Below are 15,429 nucleotides of genomic sequence, written 5' to 3' on the forward strand. Positions count from 1 at the left end.
ATCTTATTTATTTTTTAATATGTGATTAATTTAGAACTTTCAAATTATCATTTTAGAGCCAAAAATAGCCTTAATCACTTGATACTATGGAGAGTAAACTAAAATACGGTTCGTTCTTCATAGTCTTCGTGTGCGGGCACAAAGATACAACAATTTTCGTAATTACAAAAATTGTCATATATTTGTGCTGAAAATATTAAGATTATTATTGTGTGCGAGCACAAGAGGAAGTACAATTTACCATTTACAATGTACAATTTGGCTATGCAGATGAAAGCTGAGACAGGCAGTGACTTGTAAAAAGCGCAGATGATAAATGGTAAATGTGTAAATGATAACTTGTGAAATGCGTAAATGATAAACCACAGAATTGTAAATTGTACATTGTAAATTGTAAATAACCTGATGGCAGAAAGAATTAGAATCAAGGATATCGCCAAAATGGCGGATGTATCAGTGGGGACAGTAGATCGTGTGATACACGGCCGTAGCGGTGTATCGGAAGCCAGCCGGAAACGGGTGGAAGAAATCCTGAAGCAACTGGACTACCAGCCTAATATGTACGCCAGCGCACTGGCATCCAACAAGAAATACGCATTCTCCTGCCTGCTGCCGCAACATGAGGAAGGCGAATACTGGACTGCGGTAGAAGCCGGCATTCACGATGCACTGATAGCGTATTCGGATTTCAATATTTCCGTAGACCTTTCCTATTACGATCCGTTCGATTATCATTCATTCGTAGATGTTGCCCAAGGCATCTTGGAACAGGAACCGGACGGCGTCATGTTTGCCCCCACCGTGCCGCAGCATACGAAATCTTTCACGGAGGAATTGAACCGACGTTCTACACCTTATATATATATAGACTCAAATCTGAAAGATCAACCCGCCCTTTCCTTCTTTGGACAGAATTCTCACCAAAGCGGATACTTCGCCGCCAAAATGCTGATGCTACTTGCAGGAAACGAGCAGGAAGTAGTAATCTTCCGCAAGATAAACGAGGGTATTGTGGGATCTAACCAGCAGGAACGCCGCGAAATCGGTTTCCGGGAGTATATGTTGAAGCATCACCCCCACTGCCGCATTTGGGAACTGGACTTACATGCCAAGCGGGACAGTGATGATGCACAGATGCTGGACGACTTTTTCAGAAAACATCCGAACGTGAAGAATGGTATCACTTTCAATTCAAAAGTGTACATCGTTGGAGAGTACTTGTTGAAACAAGGAAAAACAGCTTTTAACCTGATGGGGTATGACTTGCTGGAACGTAACGTGAAATGTCTGATGGAGGGCAGCGTATCTTTCCTCATAGCCCAACAGCCGGAGTTACAGGGATTCGACGGAATCAAGGCGCTATGTGATTACCTGATTTTCAAAAAGGAAATTCCAAGAGAGAACTTTATGCCGATTGACTTGTTGACGAAGGAAAATATTGAATTTTATCATAATAAATAATAAGAGTAATTATGGAAACTAAGTACCTTAAAATCAACCCTGCTGATAATGTAGCCGTAGCTATTGTAACGCTGCCAGCAGGAGAAAAACTCACTGTGGACGGAGTGGAAATCACTCTGAACGAGGAAGTACCCGCCGGACACAAATTTGCATTAAAAGATTTTGCAGAGGGCGAAAACGTCATTAAATATGGGTACCCTATCGGCCATGCACGTATGGCAAAGAAACAAGGGGACTGGATGAACGAAAATAATATTCAGACGAACCTGGCAGGATTGCTGGACTATACCTACAATCCGACAAGCGTTACGCTGGATATTCCGCACAAAGATCTGACATTCAAAGGGTATCGCCGCAAAAATGGCGACGTCGGTATTCGTAACGAAGTTTGGATTATACCGACTGTAGGTTGCGTGAACGGTATCATCAACCAACTGGCCGAAGGTTTGCGCCGGGAAACAGGTGGCAAGGGTGTGGATGCAATCATGGCTTATCCGCATAATTATGGCTGCTCACAGTTGGGTGACGACCATGAAAATACAAAGAAGATTCTGCGTGACATGGTATTGCATCCCAATGCCGGTGCAGTTCTGGTAGTGGGCTTGGGTTGTGAAAACAATCAGCCGGATGTATTCCGCGAATTCCTGGGAGAATACGATGAAGATCGCGTAAAATTCATGGTTACTCAAAAGGTGGGCGACGAGTACGAAGAAGGTATGAAGTTGCTGCGCGAGTTATACGAAAAAGCAAGCAAAGACGAACGCGTGGATGTTCCTCTGAGTGAATTGCGCGTGGGCTTGAAGTGTGGTGGTTCGGACGGCTTCTCAGGTATCACAGCCAATCCGTTACTGGGAATGTTCTCCGACTTCCTGGTGGCACAAGGCGGTACAAGCGTATTGACGGAAGTTCCGGAAATGTTCGGTGCGGAAACCATATTAATGAACCGTTGCCGCAACGAGGAACTATTTAAAGAAACAGTGAAACTGATTAATGACTTCAAGGAATATTTCCTCTCACATGGCGAACCGGTAGGCGAAAACCCATCTCCGGGAAACAAAGCGGGTGGTATCTCTACCCTGGAAGACAAGGCACTGGGATGTACGCAGAAATGTGGCAAGAGCTATGTGGAAGGCGTATTACCGTATGGTGAACGTCTGAAAGTGAAAGGTCTGAACCTACTGTCGGCACCGGGAAATGATCTTGTTGCTGCCACAGCACTGGCTTCCTGCGGTTGCCACATGGTATTGTTCACCACAGGACGCGGAACTCCGTTCGGAACCTACGTACCGACCATGAAGATTTCAACGAACTCCACACTGGCAAAAAACAAACCGGGCTGGATTGATTTCAACGCAGGAGTCATCGTAGAAAATGAACCGATGGAAAAGACTTGTGAACGGTTCATTGATTATATAATCCAAGTAGCAAGCGGAGAATTCGTAAACAACGAAAAGAAAGGTTACAAGGAAATTGCGATCTTCAAAACGGGAGTAACGCTATAAATTGACAATGGACAATTGACAATTAGAAGATAGCTAATTGACTATTAAGAGATAGAGGGCGGGCAAAAACTATTTTGCTCCGCTCTTTGTTTTTTTATAATTTTGCAGCGAATTAATAAAGGAATAAGAGAGTGGTAAGGTGATAAGGTGGTAGGGTGATAGGGGGGTAAGGTGATAGCGGGGTAATGCCCTGTGATATATAGCGCAGCTACTTTATCGCCCTATCACATTACAACCTTATCACTCTATCACCTTATCACCCTATTCCTTTATCACACTTTATTCATAAATATATATTAAGATGACAGATACAACAAATAAACGAAAGGGTGGATGGTGGGCACTAAGCCCGCTGGCAGTATTTTTATGCCTTTACCTGGTGACGTCACTGATTGTAAATGATTTCTATAAAGTACCCATTACAGTCGCATTTCTTCTGTCATCTTGCTATGCCATTGTACTGACGCGCGGACTGAGCCTGGAAAAACGGGTGTATCAATTCTCCGTGGGGGCGAGCAACAAGAATATCATACTGATGATATGGATATTCATTCTTGCCGGAGCTTTTGCGCAAAGCGCCAAACAAATGGGAGCAATCGATGCCACAGTAAATCTGACATTGAGTATTCTGCCGGATAACCTGCTACTGGCAGGTATTTTTATAGCCGCATGTTTCATCTCACTTTCCATAGGCACCAGTGTGGGAACGATTGTAGCCCTCACCCCTGTAGCCATCGGATTAGCGGAAAAGACCGGAATCGACCTGCCATATATGGTTGCCATTGTAGTGGGCGGTTCATTCTTCGGAGATAATCTTTCGTTTATTTCGGACACCACCATAGCTTCCACCAAGACACAGGATTGTGTGATGCGGGACAAATTTCGCGTAAATTTCATGATTGTGGTTCCGGCAGCACTGATTGTGCTCTGCATTTATATATTCCAGGGATTGTCCATCACAGCTCCTGCACAAACACAAGAGATAGAATGGATAAAGGTTATCCCCTACCTCATCGTGCTGGGCACAGCTGTGGCAGGGGTAAATGTAATGTTAGTCCTGCTTTTAGGTATCCTGAGTACAGGTATCATCGGTATCTTCACAAGCGGAACAGACTTGAGTTCAGCTTTCTTTGACTGGTTCGGCTCCATGGGAACCGGCATCACAGGAATGGGTGAACTGATTATCATCACCCTGCTTGCCGGTGGTATGCTGGAAACGATCCGTTACAATGGTGGAATCGACTTCATCATCTCCCGCCTGACGCGCCATGTAAAAGGCAAACGAGGGGCGGAACTGAGCATCGCCGCACTTGTCAGCATCGCCAACCTCTGTACGGCAAACAACACCATCGCCATTATTACCACCGGACCGATAGCCAAAGACATTGCCCAACGTTTCCACCTGGATCGCCGGAAGACGGCCAGCATCCTGGACACATTCTCCTGCCTGGTACAAGGCATCATTCCTTACGGTGCGCAACTACTCATTGCCGCCGGATTGGCAGGCATCTCTCCCATCAGTATCATCGGCAGCTTGTACTATCCGTTTACAATGGGAATTTGTGCATTATTGGCAATATTAGTGAGATATCCGAAACGATATTCGTAAATATTCGCCCATATTCGGCAAAAAATGAAATTATCGCAAAAAAATATGGTAAAAGATGATGCATTATTGAAATAGAATGCGTTACTTTGTGCCCGAACAATAAAGAAGTTTATTTGATTTGATTATTTCACGTATGTATTTCCTCTGTATTGAGTATTTCCATCTCTGACCTAACAACTTCCAAAAACTTTGTTTATTGAATTATTAATTTATTATTTTATTTAGATTTATGAATTTGTATGTAGGTAACCTGAATTACAGGGTTAAAGAATCAGATTTAAGAGAAGTTATGGAAGAGTACGGAACAGTAGACTCAGTAAGAATCATCACTGACCGTGAAACAAGAAGATCTAAAGGATTCGCATTCATCGAAATGCCGGATTCTTCAGAAGCATCTAACGCTATCAATGCATTGAACGGTGCAGAATATGCAGGCCGTCCGATGGTAGTTAAAGAAGCATTACCGAAGAATTAATTATTCTCACGATAATACGTTATTAAAAAAAGGATGGATTTTTGATGAAATCCATCCTTTTTTTAATGCTATAACCCTCAATTTATGAAGCGATTGTAATCGTCGATTACATGATTATAGTTATAAAGCAATTCCTTATATCCGCTTTCGGTAAACTTCCCATTGCGCAACAGTTTGCGAAGCTCACCCAGGAACTTATCAGTATCGTTAACCATGTCTTCATAACTCATCATTTCACTGGAATAGTCTTTCAACTTCTCTACCTTTGAAGCCGCCTCTTTCTGAGTATTCACAGCATTATACAAAGACTGCATTCGCTCTTTGGCAACATCCGAATCATAACCTTCAAGCACTGCCTCCAAAGAAGAAATCAATGCTTTTCCAGCCATGATATGATCTTTCAGAGGATTATCCTTTAAAGTCGCCTCTTCTGCCTTATCGGCATAAGGCGTCACCAAAGCATAAATCTGCGTACGAAGTTCCTGTATCCGCTTTCCCTGTTCTTCCTGATCGGCAGCTATTTCACGCCCCTTGGCATACTTGTCGTCCTTATAGTCTTCTGCCTTAATATATTGGCAATACTCTTCATAATTAGCATACACTTTGTTTGACGCATCCATATAAGCCAGGCAAAGCATTTTCAAACTATCACGTACCGCATCCGGGAAGCAGTTGCCCGGATTTAGTAATGCCGTCGTATCTTTAGCCTGAAAATAAGAGCGATTGACGATGGGAGCTATAACAAAGCCTTTACCGTCTTTTTTCATGTACGCCAGCGTTTTGGAAATGTCATCCGTCGTTACGAGTTTTTTCATCAAATCGACAGTGATGTTGTAGTAAGCGATAACTTCATTCGCATCTTCCTGACTATAACTCATAGAGGCTGCATCCTTGCCTTTACCGCCACACGAAGCAAGCAACAAAAGACCTGCAACAGATAATGATACTAAGATTTTCATTTTACATTCAATTTTTAAATAGTTTATAATAAGTGTTTTATTCATCCCATTCTTTCTCAATCTTTCCGGTGGTATCATAAGAGATCCAATGTCCCGAGCGGCTGTCACTCCGGTACTGCCCTTTACTTTTCAGAGTACCCGCTTTGATGTTCTGCTGCTTGTCTCCCTGATAAACAGCTTCGTATGGGCCATGCCTACGGTCGTTGACATAAGTATAAGTCTCAATGAAATCATTACGGTTACTGGTTACCCAAACACGCTCCATACCATTTTTCCGTCCGTTCTTATAATTCGTTTCGCGTTTTGGCTTACCGGTAGAACAATCCAATAGAACAAAAAGTCCGTCTTTCTTTCCGGCTTTGTAATGCTGTATTTCTTCGCGTACACCACCGGCAAAGACTACTTTTTCACCATCCAGCAAGTCGTTTGCATAGTTTTCAACAGAAAGCGTATCACCCAGGTCATTGAATTCCAACCAGCAGCTGGTCTTCATCCCATTCTCATATTGCCCCAGCACCTTCGGAGTGTCTGTATCAACAAAGCGCTCCTCATACTTTCCCATACGTTTGCCATGCTCACAGGTATAAGTCCTGGTATAGTCGTATCTGGCTTGCAGATAAGCCCACTGCCGGCCATGCTCCAAACCATCTTCATAGTTATTGTCCGAGCGCACTTCACCGGTCTCATGGTTATATTCTTTAAAATTGCCATGCTCCCTACCGTTTTTGAAGAATGCAGAACGGGATACTTTTCCATTTTGGAAATAAGAAATAACCGCCCCATCAAGGGTGTCGTTGCGGAAAGTGTACTCCTGGGTAAGTGCCCCGCCCACATATTCGCGGAATAAACCGTTTTTACGCCCTTCCTTATAAGAACCTTCCCGACGAAGTGCATTGCGGGAATATTCCTGATATTTTCCATCGAACATACCCTCCTTGAATTCCGCCTGCACATATTGCGAACGATAGCCATCGATTATACGGAATTCACCGTTCAAAGGTCTTTCCTTTTTGGCATCACGGTAGAGAAAGCGTCCGTCACCCAGATTTATTTCGGAAACCTCATTAACCTGATAGATTTTCTGAGCTAATAGAGGAAAAGTACATACCAGTAATAGGCATATAGCTAAAACTTTTTTCATTGTCATACTCATGTGTGTTCTTAATTTTGTTTATGCCGCAAAATTAAGGGGTAACAATGAAACCGGAAAATAAAACCGGGGGACAAATAAGAGGATAAAAAGCACCAACTACAAGTCTGGCATTCAGTTAAATAAGTAGAATTTATTCTTTAAAAGCCAGGGGGACAAATCAGAAATTCCGCAGTAATTCTTCCAAAGTCATGCCACTCCCCGAGCCTATTTTATCAACGCGAATACGTTTGAGGCGCTTCTTGACGGAATCCTTTTCCAGGTGCATGATCTGCGCCATTTCAGACTGTGATAATTGCATTTTCACCATACAGCAATAGCGCAAATCTTCTTTGTTCAGTTCGGGATAAGAGTCCTGCAAACGCAAAGTGAAATTATTGAATATAGCATCGGCATTCTCAGTTATCACATCCCAGTCCTTATCCGAAAAGATGATGTTACCGTTCTTTCTGATCTCCCCAATTTGCTGCAAAATGCTAAAATTCAGTTGCCGGAAAAAGGCGCATTTCAATTCTCCCTCTTTCTGCTGAAGCTCATTTATCTTTTGCAAATTCCCCAGATGTTCTTCACTGCGATGGCGCAGTTCCTCTTGCTGGGCAATGATTTGTTCCTGCTGACCGATAAGCTGCTTCTGCTGGATAATCAGACGGCGACGATTACGACGGTAAAAAATCAAATAAATACCTCCCGCCACCCACAGAAGAGTTACGGATACGGCTATAATCCAATACACCCGGTGTTTATGCTCGGCCACCTGCGCACGCCAACGCAGATTATCCGCCCGAAGCCGTTCATGCTGATAAAGACTCTGCAAAGCTATCAATTCGGAACTTTTGGTGGCAGCTTTTATGGAGTCATCTATCTGAGTGTATCGCAAAAGGTATTCATAAGCATCTTTATAACGCTTCATGGCATAGTAAGTATCTGCCATATTATAGTAACGGGCTTCCTGGGTGAAAGGGTCAGGACAAGGTTCGGATTTATGAAAGTAATAGTAGGCAGAATCATATTGTCCCAGTTTACCGAACATCGCGGCTTTTTCGGCATAATGGCCGGTGATATTCACAGAATCCGCGGGTGCACGATGCCGGAGAGCCTTATCCACATATTGCAAAGCAAGGGCATAGTCTCCTTTCTGAGTATAAATTCCCTGAAAACGCGTATATATATATAAGGTAACTGGCTCGTCAAAGAATCACGAAGAACAATTTCGTGCATGACTTCAGTATAATGCAAGGCACTGTCATACCGGCCGGAGAAGAGGTGACCGTAAGCGATGTCTCCCAGTGAAAGACATTCATAGGAAGCATTCTTCATGCGACGGGCTATCTCCAGCGCTTTCTGCGAATATCGTATTTTATCCTCAAACAGACGTTCTTTTGCTGCCACTATCCCCGCCCAGGTATTTACTAAATACCGCCAGTAATCACCCACTTGTTGCCCCTCCGAATAGGGCAAAGCCTCCAGAAAAAATTTCATCGCCTCTTCATTGCGCTGAAAAGAACGTGCCACCTGCCCCGCACAAAACAAGGTACGAACTAGATGCACACTATCCACAGAAGCACGGTAATAATCCAAAGCTACAGTAAGCAAAGTGTCGATTTCATCCAAACGCTCCTCATTACGGGCCACTTCGGCAGCCAGCAAAGCATAAAGGGCGCGATCGGATTTAGAAAAAGATCCCGGGTGCTTTATTCCGGCAAGTATCAGGCTTGCACTGTCTTTCTGGTTTTGTTCTACCAGTTCATCCGCACGGTGCAAACGAACGTCAGTACGGCCACAAGCTCCAAATAACAACGCAATAATAGTTCCAAGTAGTAGTTTTTGCTTCATAATAGCAGTTATCGTTTTCGTGGCGACAAAGGTAATACAATTGCCCGAAATACAACGGCCTCATAGAAAAAACGAGCGAACTCTTTGTCAATCAAAATAAAAACCATACCTTTGCAGCCGCTATTACGAGATAGTAGCATAATTCAAATCATTTATTTAAAACATTATTTAAAATGGCAACAAAAATCAGATTGCAAAGACATGGACGTAAGAGCTACGCTTTCTACTCTATCGTTATTGCAGATGTAAGAGCACCACGTGATGGTAAATTTATTGAGAAGATTGGTACGTACAATCCGAACACCAATCCTGCCACAGTAGATTTGAAGTTCGACCGCGCACTTGACTGGGTTATGAAAGGTGCACAACCGACTGACACTGTTCGTAACATCTTGTCACGCGAAGGCGTTTACATGAAAAAGCACCTCATGGGTGGTGTTACCAAGGGCGCATTTGGCGAAGCTGAAGCAGAAGCTAAATTCGAAGCTTGGAAGAACAACAAACAAAGCGGTCTGGCTGCTTTGAAAGCTAAAGACGAAGAAGCTAAAAAAGCTGAAGCAAAAGCACGTCTGGAAGCTGAAAAGAAAGTAAATGCTGAAAAAGCAAAAGCATTGGCTGAAAAGAAAGCTGCTGAAGAAGCAGAAAAAGCTGCTGCCGAAGCTCCTGCTGAAGAGGCAACAGAGACTCCTGCTGAAGAGGCTCCCGCTGCTGAAGCTGCTGCTGAATAATAGTAAGCACAGTACGATTACAAAAAATGGGATTAAAACTATAAAATCCTCTCCGGTTATGCCGGAGGGGATTTTTTATTGACTATCTTTGTAGCCATATATTTTTACTTAATAATAAAAGCAATGAAAAAATTTATCTATCTGCTCGCTGTGGCTGCCATCGTTGCTGCCTGTAGCGGAAACAAAGGTTACGTGGTAACCGGAACCGTAGAGGGTGGAGCTGACGGCGACACTGTATTTTTGCAAAAAGTAGACGGAAGAAATCTTGTAAAAGTAGACTCCGCAGTAATCACCAAAGGTACATTCACCTTTAAAGGCGTACAAGATACTGCTGCAAACCGTTACGTAACCTACAGACCGGCAGGAAAAGAAGGTATCCTGATGGACTTCTTCCTTGAAAACGGTAATATCAAGATCAATTTGACCCGCGATAATGACTCTGCTACCGGTACGCCGAGCAACGATGCTTATCAGGAAATCAGAGCTCAACTGAATGATCTGAACAAGCAAATGATGACTATATATGAATCCATGTCAGATACTACACTGACTGACGAGCAGCGTGAAGCCAAAATGAAGGAAATGAACGATCTGCAAGAAAAGTCAATGGAAATCACTAAGGCAGGTATTGCTAAGAATATCACTAACCTGGTGGGCGTTCATTTGCTGAAGAATAACTACTACTACCTTGAAGTAGACGAACTGGATCCGTTGATGCCGCAAATTCCCGCTGAATTTGCTAACGATGAAGTAATCATCAAGATCAAAGGAAACGTAGAAAAGATGAAAGCTACTGCTGTAGGCCAGAAGTTCACAGATTTCGAAATGGCAACTCCTGATGGAAAACCGGTGAAACTGTCTGACTATGTAGGTAAAGGCAAAGTGGTACTCATCGACTTCTGGGCAAGCTGGTGTGGTCCTTGCCGTCGCGAAATGCCGAACCTGGTAGAAGCTTATGCTCAATACAAGAACAAAGGTTTCGAAATCGTAGGTGTATCTTTGGATCAAAGTGGCGAAGCATGGAAAGATGCTATCGAGAAACTGAACATCACTTGGCCGCAAATGTCTGACCTGAAATACTGGAATTGCGAAGGCGCTCAGTTGTATGCAGTAAGCAGCATTCCTCACACTGTATTGATCGACGGTGAAGGAACTATCATCGCACGCGGACTGCACGGTGAAGAGTTGCAAACAAAATTGGCAGAAGTTTTGAAATAATTTTCGTACGGGAAAGAATATTCTCTATTCAGAAATTATTTTTATAGTATAACCTCCCCTGTTACATACACATGTAGCAGGGGAGGTTTTTTGTATCTATCTACTACATAGGATTTTCCATTTTGAACAACTTTCAAAAGACGCATAAAACAAAAAGTTTCCATTTCTTTCAAAAAAACCACTGATTACCAATTGATTAACATATTTTATACACACAAAAGTTTTCCAAAAACAAAAACTCACAGATAAGTTTATACCTTTGTATTCCCAATTTAAATGGATAACTAAATTAATAAGAATGAGACCATGATACAGACTGTAATCAAAAGAGACGGACGCATAGTTGGCTTTAATGAAGAGAAAATAGTAACTGCGATCCGTAAAGCAATGTTACACACGGACAAAGGTGAAGATCTACAATTGATACGCCAGATAACAGATCATATATCTTTCAAAGGAAGTGCACAAATGACGGTGGAAGCCATTCAGGATGCAGTAGAAATGGAGCTGATGAAAAGTAGCCGGAAAGATGTGGCACAAAAGTATATTGCTTACCGCAACCAGCGTAGCATTGCCCGCAAAGCCAAGACGCGTGATATGTTTCTGGAGATTATAGAGATCAAGTCCAACGATGTGACACGGGAAAATGCCAATATGAACGCCGATACTCCGGCGGGCATGATGATGAAGTTTGCCAGTGAAACCACCAAACCGTTTGTAGACGACTATTTGTTGAGCGACGAGGTACTGGAAGCTGTACACAACAATTATCTGCATATTCATGATAAGGACTACTACCCTACCAAAAGTCTGACATGCGTTCAGCACCCGCTGGACCGCATTTTGTCCTGTGGCTTTTCTGCCGGACATGGCGAATCACGTCCTGCCAAACGCATCGAAACAGCAAGTATCCTGGGATGTATCTCACTGGAAACTGCCCAGAACGAAATGCATGGTGGCCAGGCTATTCCTGCATTCGATTTTTATCTGGCACCTTATGTACGCAACAGCTACATCGAAGAAATCAAGAATCTGGAAGAGCTGAACGGAAAAGATTATTCACATCTTTATCAGAAGGAACTTACAGACTACCTGCAACAGCCGTTGGATGGCTTGTCCGACGAAAAACGCATTGTACAACATGCCATCAACAAAACTGTAGCACGTGTACACCAGTCCATGGAAGCATTCATCCATAATATGAATACCATTCACTCACGCGGAGGCAATCAAGTCGTATTCAGCTCTATCAACTACGGCACGGATACATCAGCCGAGGGACGTTGCATCATCCGCGAGTTACTGAAAAGCACCTATCAGGGCGTAGGCAATGGCGAGACTGCCATCTTCCCTATCCAGATATGGAAAAAGAAACGTGGCGTAAGTTATCTACCGGAAGACCGCAACTATGATCTTTACCAACTTGCTTGCAAAGTAACCGCACGCCGTTTCTTCCCGAACTTCCTGAACCTGGACGCTACATTCAACCAGAGTGAAGAATGGAGAGCGGACGATCCTCAGCGTTATCAGCACGAAGTGGCAACCATGGGATGCCGCACACGTGTATTCGAAAACCGTTTCGGACCGAAAACATCCATCGGACGCGGAAATATTTCTTTCTCCACCATCAACATCGTACGCTTGGGCATCGAATGCATGAAGATAGAAGACGAAGAATTGCGTATAGCCAAATTCTTCGCCAAACTGGATGCAATGCTTGAAGTTACAGCCCGCCAACTCCACGAACGCATGGAATTCCAAAAAACAGCATTTGCCAAGCAATTTCCGCTGTTAATGTCTGCTTTATGGGTGGGTAGCGAAAAGCTGAAACCTAACGATACGATTGCTTCTGTCATCAATCAGGGAACACTGGGTATCGGTTTCATCGGTCTGGCAGAATGCCTGGTAGCCCTTACAGGAAAACATCATGGAGAATCGGAAGAATCACAAAAACTGGGAGTGAAGATAGTAACCTATATGCGCGATCGTGCCAACCAGTTCTCCGAACAGTATCACCATAACTACAGTGTGCTGGCCACGCCTGCCGAAGGCTTATCAGGTAAGTTCACAGGTACCGACCGTAAGAAATTCGGGGTATTGCCAGGCATTACAGACCGGGATTATTATACGAACTCCAATCATGTACCCGTATATTATAAGTGCAGTGCCCGTCATAAAGCTGAAGTGGAAGCTCCGTATCACGATCTGACACGTGGCGGACACATCTTCTATGTAGAAATAGACGGTGATGCAACACATAACCCCGAAGTTATCATGCGTGTAGTGGATATGATGGATCAGTATAACATCGGATACGGTTCAGTAAACCATAACCGTAACCGTTGCCTGGAATGCGGCTACGAAAATTCAACTCCGAATCTGGAAGCTTGCCCTAAATGCGGAAGCACCCACATCGATAAATTACAGCGTATCACCGGTTATCTGGTGGGTACTACCGACCGCTGGAACAACGCTAAATTGGCGGAACTGAACGACCGTGTCATTCATAACTAAGTAATTTTTAATTGAATCATGCTTTCCATTCTTGATATTATAGAAGATACCACAGTGGACGGTCCGGGCTTCCGGACCTCCATTTATGCTGCCGGATGTCCGAACAGATGCCCGGGCTGTCACAATCCTGAATCCTGGGATATCGACCGGGGGCATTGGATGTCAACAGACGAAATATTGGAAAAAGTACTTGCCGACGACTTTGCAGACGTAACATTCAGTGGCGGAGACCCGATGTACCAGCCGGAAGGATTTGCAGAACTGGCATGCGCCATTAAGGAAAAAAGCGGTAAAAATATCTGGTGCTATACTGGATATACATTTGAAACTCTGCTGCGTAACCCTCTACAGACCAAACTATTGCAATACATAGATGTACTGGTGGATGGAAAATTCAAACAAGAACTGCGGGATGAAAGCCTGTGCTTCCGCGGAAGTAAAAACCAGCGTCTGATCGATGTACAGGCTTCATTGCAGACAGAAGAGGTAGTGGCCTACAACTATAACCCTGTACCTCGTATCGCTTAATAATCAGCAAACATAAGGAGATGCTTCTGATGCATCTCCTTCCCTGCCCACCTTCTCAAAAATTCCTGTAATTATACCTTGCATCACTTTTTTGTTTTCTCAAAAAGCCGTACCTTTGCGGCGCTTTTCAAGAATAGGTATAATAGTAGGATAACATTTTTATAATATGAATTCGCCAAACGAATTAAAAGAAATTACCCGGTTTTTACTGGAGTATGCCAATCGTCTTATGGGTTCCGGTGTACACACCTCTCGCGTGATACGAAACACTCGCCGCATCGGAAAGTCACTGGATGTAGACGTGAAAATGAGCCTTTTTCAAAAGACCATGGTAGTAAGCGTATGCGACATTGACAGCACTGAAGTCTATAATGAAGTAGCCATCATCCCCGCTTTTCCCATCAGCTTTGAACTGAATGCCGAACTGAGCGCGCTTAGCTGGGAAGCTTATGACAATCATCTGCCTCTCGACACCCTGTGGGAAAAATACGAGAAAATCATTGCACGCCCCAAAATGGACCCACTTTGCACACTGTTCCTAGTGGGATTTGCCAATGCATCATTCTGCGCCTTGTTCGGTGGCGACTGGACTGCACGTCTCATTGTATTCTCTGCCACTCTCATAGGTTTCTACGTCAAACAAATTATGCAGAAAAAGAAAATCAACCATTACCTTGTTTTCATAGTCTCTGCATTCATCGCTTCCATGGTTGCTTCTTCAGCTTTGACACTGGAAACCACCGCCGAAATTGCCATCGCTACAAGCGTTCTTTACCTGGTACCCGGAGTACCTCTGCTGAATGGTGTTATCGACATTGTAGAAGGGCACGTACTCACCGGATGCACCCGCCTTATTCAGGCTTTATTGCTGGTACTATGTATTTCTGTAGGACTTTCCTGTACTCTTATGTTAATTAGAAATAGTTTATTATGATGCTTGTCGATATACTTACAGACGGCATATTCGCCGCTGTCGCCGCTATCGGTTTCGGAGCGATTTCAGATCCTCCTTTGCGTGCTTTCCCTTCCATTGCTTTGCTTGCCGCCATCGGTCATGCCCTGCGCTTCTGCCTGATGACGTATCTGGGAGTGGATATTGCTACTGCGTCCCTATGTGCTTCTTTCAGTATCGGTATGGGAAGTTTGGTTCTGGGAAAACGCATCTATTGCCCTATGACTGTGCTATATATCCCTGCACTGCTACCAATGATTCCGGGTATGTATGCCTACAAAATAGTATTCTCGCTCATCATGTTCATGCAGAACCTGAAAGTGCCCGAATTACAGGAAAAATATCTGATTGACTTATTTACGAATTCAATCATTACCTGTAGTGTTATCTTCATGTTGGCAGTGGGCGCTACTATACCGTTGTTCCTGTTCATCAAACGGGCCTTCTCCATGACAAGACACGAGAAAAAATAAAAGTTGAAAATTAAAAATTTAAAGATT

General features: G+C 43.6%; 14 protein-coding genes. 10 read left to right on the plus strand and 4 right to left on the minus strand.

Going from position 1 to position 15,429, the window contains the following annotated elements; genetic code table 11:
* Positions 1–405: 405 nt before the first annotated feature.
* From DW182_RS17705 to DW182_RS17720, 4 genes are all read left to right on the plus strand, one after another.
* Positions 406–1,461, plus strand: a complete 1,056-nt coding sequence (locus DW182_RS17705; protein WP_199678615.1) for a LacI family DNA-binding transcriptional regulator — start codon at positions 406–408, stop codon at positions 1,459–1,461.
* Between the two features lie 11 nt (positions 1,462–1,472).
* Entirely contained in the window at positions 1,473–2,963 is a 1,491-nt protein-coding gene (locus tag DW182_RS17710) for a UxaA family hydrolase (protein WP_117706223.1), read from the plus strand.
* Between the two features lie 301 nt (positions 2,964–3,264).
* Complete coding sequence (locus tag DW182_RS17715) at positions 3,265–4,572, plus strand: Na+/H+ antiporter NhaC family protein (protein WP_118296371.1); 1,308 nt, start codon at positions 3,265–3,267, stop codon at positions 4,570–4,572.
* A 229-nt stretch (positions 4,573–4,801) separates the two neighbouring features.
* Positions 4,802–5,047: an RNA-binding protein gene (locus DW182_RS17720; protein ID WP_007662267.1), complete on the plus strand. Its 246-nt coding sequence runs from the start codon at positions 4,802–4,804 to the stop codon at positions 5,045–5,047.
* Between the two features lie 77 nt (positions 5,048–5,124).
* On the opposite strand, the gene DW182_RS17725 is transcribed toward DW182_RS17720, so the two are convergent.
* The 4 genes from DW182_RS17725 to DW182_RS22575 all read right to left on the minus strand — a co-directional run bounded on the left by DW182_RS17725 (position 5,125) and on the right by DW182_RS22575 (position 8,989).
* Positions 5,125–6,006 (minus strand): DUF3829 domain-containing protein, encoded by an 882-nt coding sequence (locus DW182_RS17725; RefSeq protein WP_118296382.1) that lies wholly within the window; start codon positions 6,004–6,006, stop codon positions 5,125–5,127.
* Positions 6,007–6,043: 37 nt separating this feature from the next.
* Positions 6,044–7,147, minus strand: coding sequence for a toxin-antitoxin system YwqK family antitoxin (locus DW182_RS17730; RefSeq protein ID WP_233564179.1), 1,104 nt, complete (start codon positions 7,145–7,147; stop codon positions 6,044–6,046).
* A gap of 169 nt (positions 7,148–7,316) precedes the next feature.
* Complete coding sequence (locus DW182_RS22570) at positions 7,317–8,261, minus strand: hypothetical protein (protein ID WP_233564180.1); 945 nt, start codon at positions 8,259–8,261, stop codon at positions 7,317–7,319.
* A complete protein-coding gene (locus DW182_RS22575; protein WP_233564181.1) occupies positions 8,219–8,989 on the minus strand; it encodes a hypothetical protein in 771 nt (256 codons plus the stop codon). Before DW182_RS22575 ends, DW182_RS22570 begins: the two co-directional genes overlap by 43 nt.
* Before the next feature lie 173 nt (positions 8,990–9,162).
* Here DW182_RS22575 and DW182_RS17740 point away from each other — a divergent pair, with 173 nt between their 5' ends.
* The 6 genes from DW182_RS17740 to DW182_RS17765 all read left to right on the plus strand — a co-directional run bounded on the left by DW182_RS17740 (position 9,163) and on the right by DW182_RS17765 (position 15,402).
* Positions 9,163–9,717 carry a 30S ribosomal protein S16 gene (locus tag DW182_RS17740; RefSeq protein ID WP_118296373.1) on the plus strand — a complete coding sequence of 185 codons (555 nt, stop codon included), beginning with the start codon at positions 9,163–9,165 and terminating at the stop codon, positions 9,715–9,717.
* A gap of 123 nt (positions 9,718–9,840) precedes the next feature.
* Positions 9,841–10,935 carry a TlpA disulfide reductase family protein gene (locus DW182_RS17745; RefSeq protein ID WP_007662263.1) on the plus strand — a complete coding sequence of 365 codons (1,095 nt, stop codon included), beginning with the start codon at positions 9,841–9,843 and terminating at the stop codon, positions 10,933–10,935.
* A 306-nt stretch (positions 10,936–11,241) separates the two neighbouring features.
* Positions 11,242–13,449 carry an anaerobic ribonucleoside triphosphate reductase gene (locus tag DW182_RS17750; protein ID WP_118296374.1) on the plus strand — a complete coding sequence of 736 codons (2,208 nt, stop codon included), beginning with the start codon at positions 11,242–11,244 and terminating at the stop codon, positions 13,447–13,449.
* Between the two features lie 18 nt (positions 13,450–13,467).
* Positions 13,468–13,977, plus strand: a complete 510-nt coding sequence (nrdG, locus tag DW182_RS17755) for an anaerobic ribonucleoside-triphosphate reductase activating protein (protein ID WP_118296375.1) — start codon at positions 13,468–13,470, stop codon at positions 13,975–13,977.
* Positions 13,978–14,143: 166 nt separating this feature from the next.
* Positions 14,144–14,911, plus strand: a complete 768-nt coding sequence (locus tag DW182_RS17760; protein WP_007662252.1) for a threonine/serine exporter ThrE family protein — start codon at positions 14,144–14,146, stop codon at positions 14,909–14,911.
* Entirely contained in the window at positions 14,908–15,402 is a 495-nt protein-coding gene (locus DW182_RS17765) for a threonine/serine exporter family protein (protein ID WP_007662250.1), read from the plus strand. Before DW182_RS17760 ends, DW182_RS17765 begins: the two co-directional genes overlap by 4 nt.
* The last annotated feature ends 27 nt before the right edge of the window (positions 15,403–15,429 follow it).

It is taken from the genome of Bacteroides sp. AM16-24 (assembly GCF_003471885.1).
Taxonomy (GTDB): domain Bacteria; phylum Bacteroidota; class Bacteroidia; order Bacteroidales; family Bacteroidaceae; genus Bacteroides.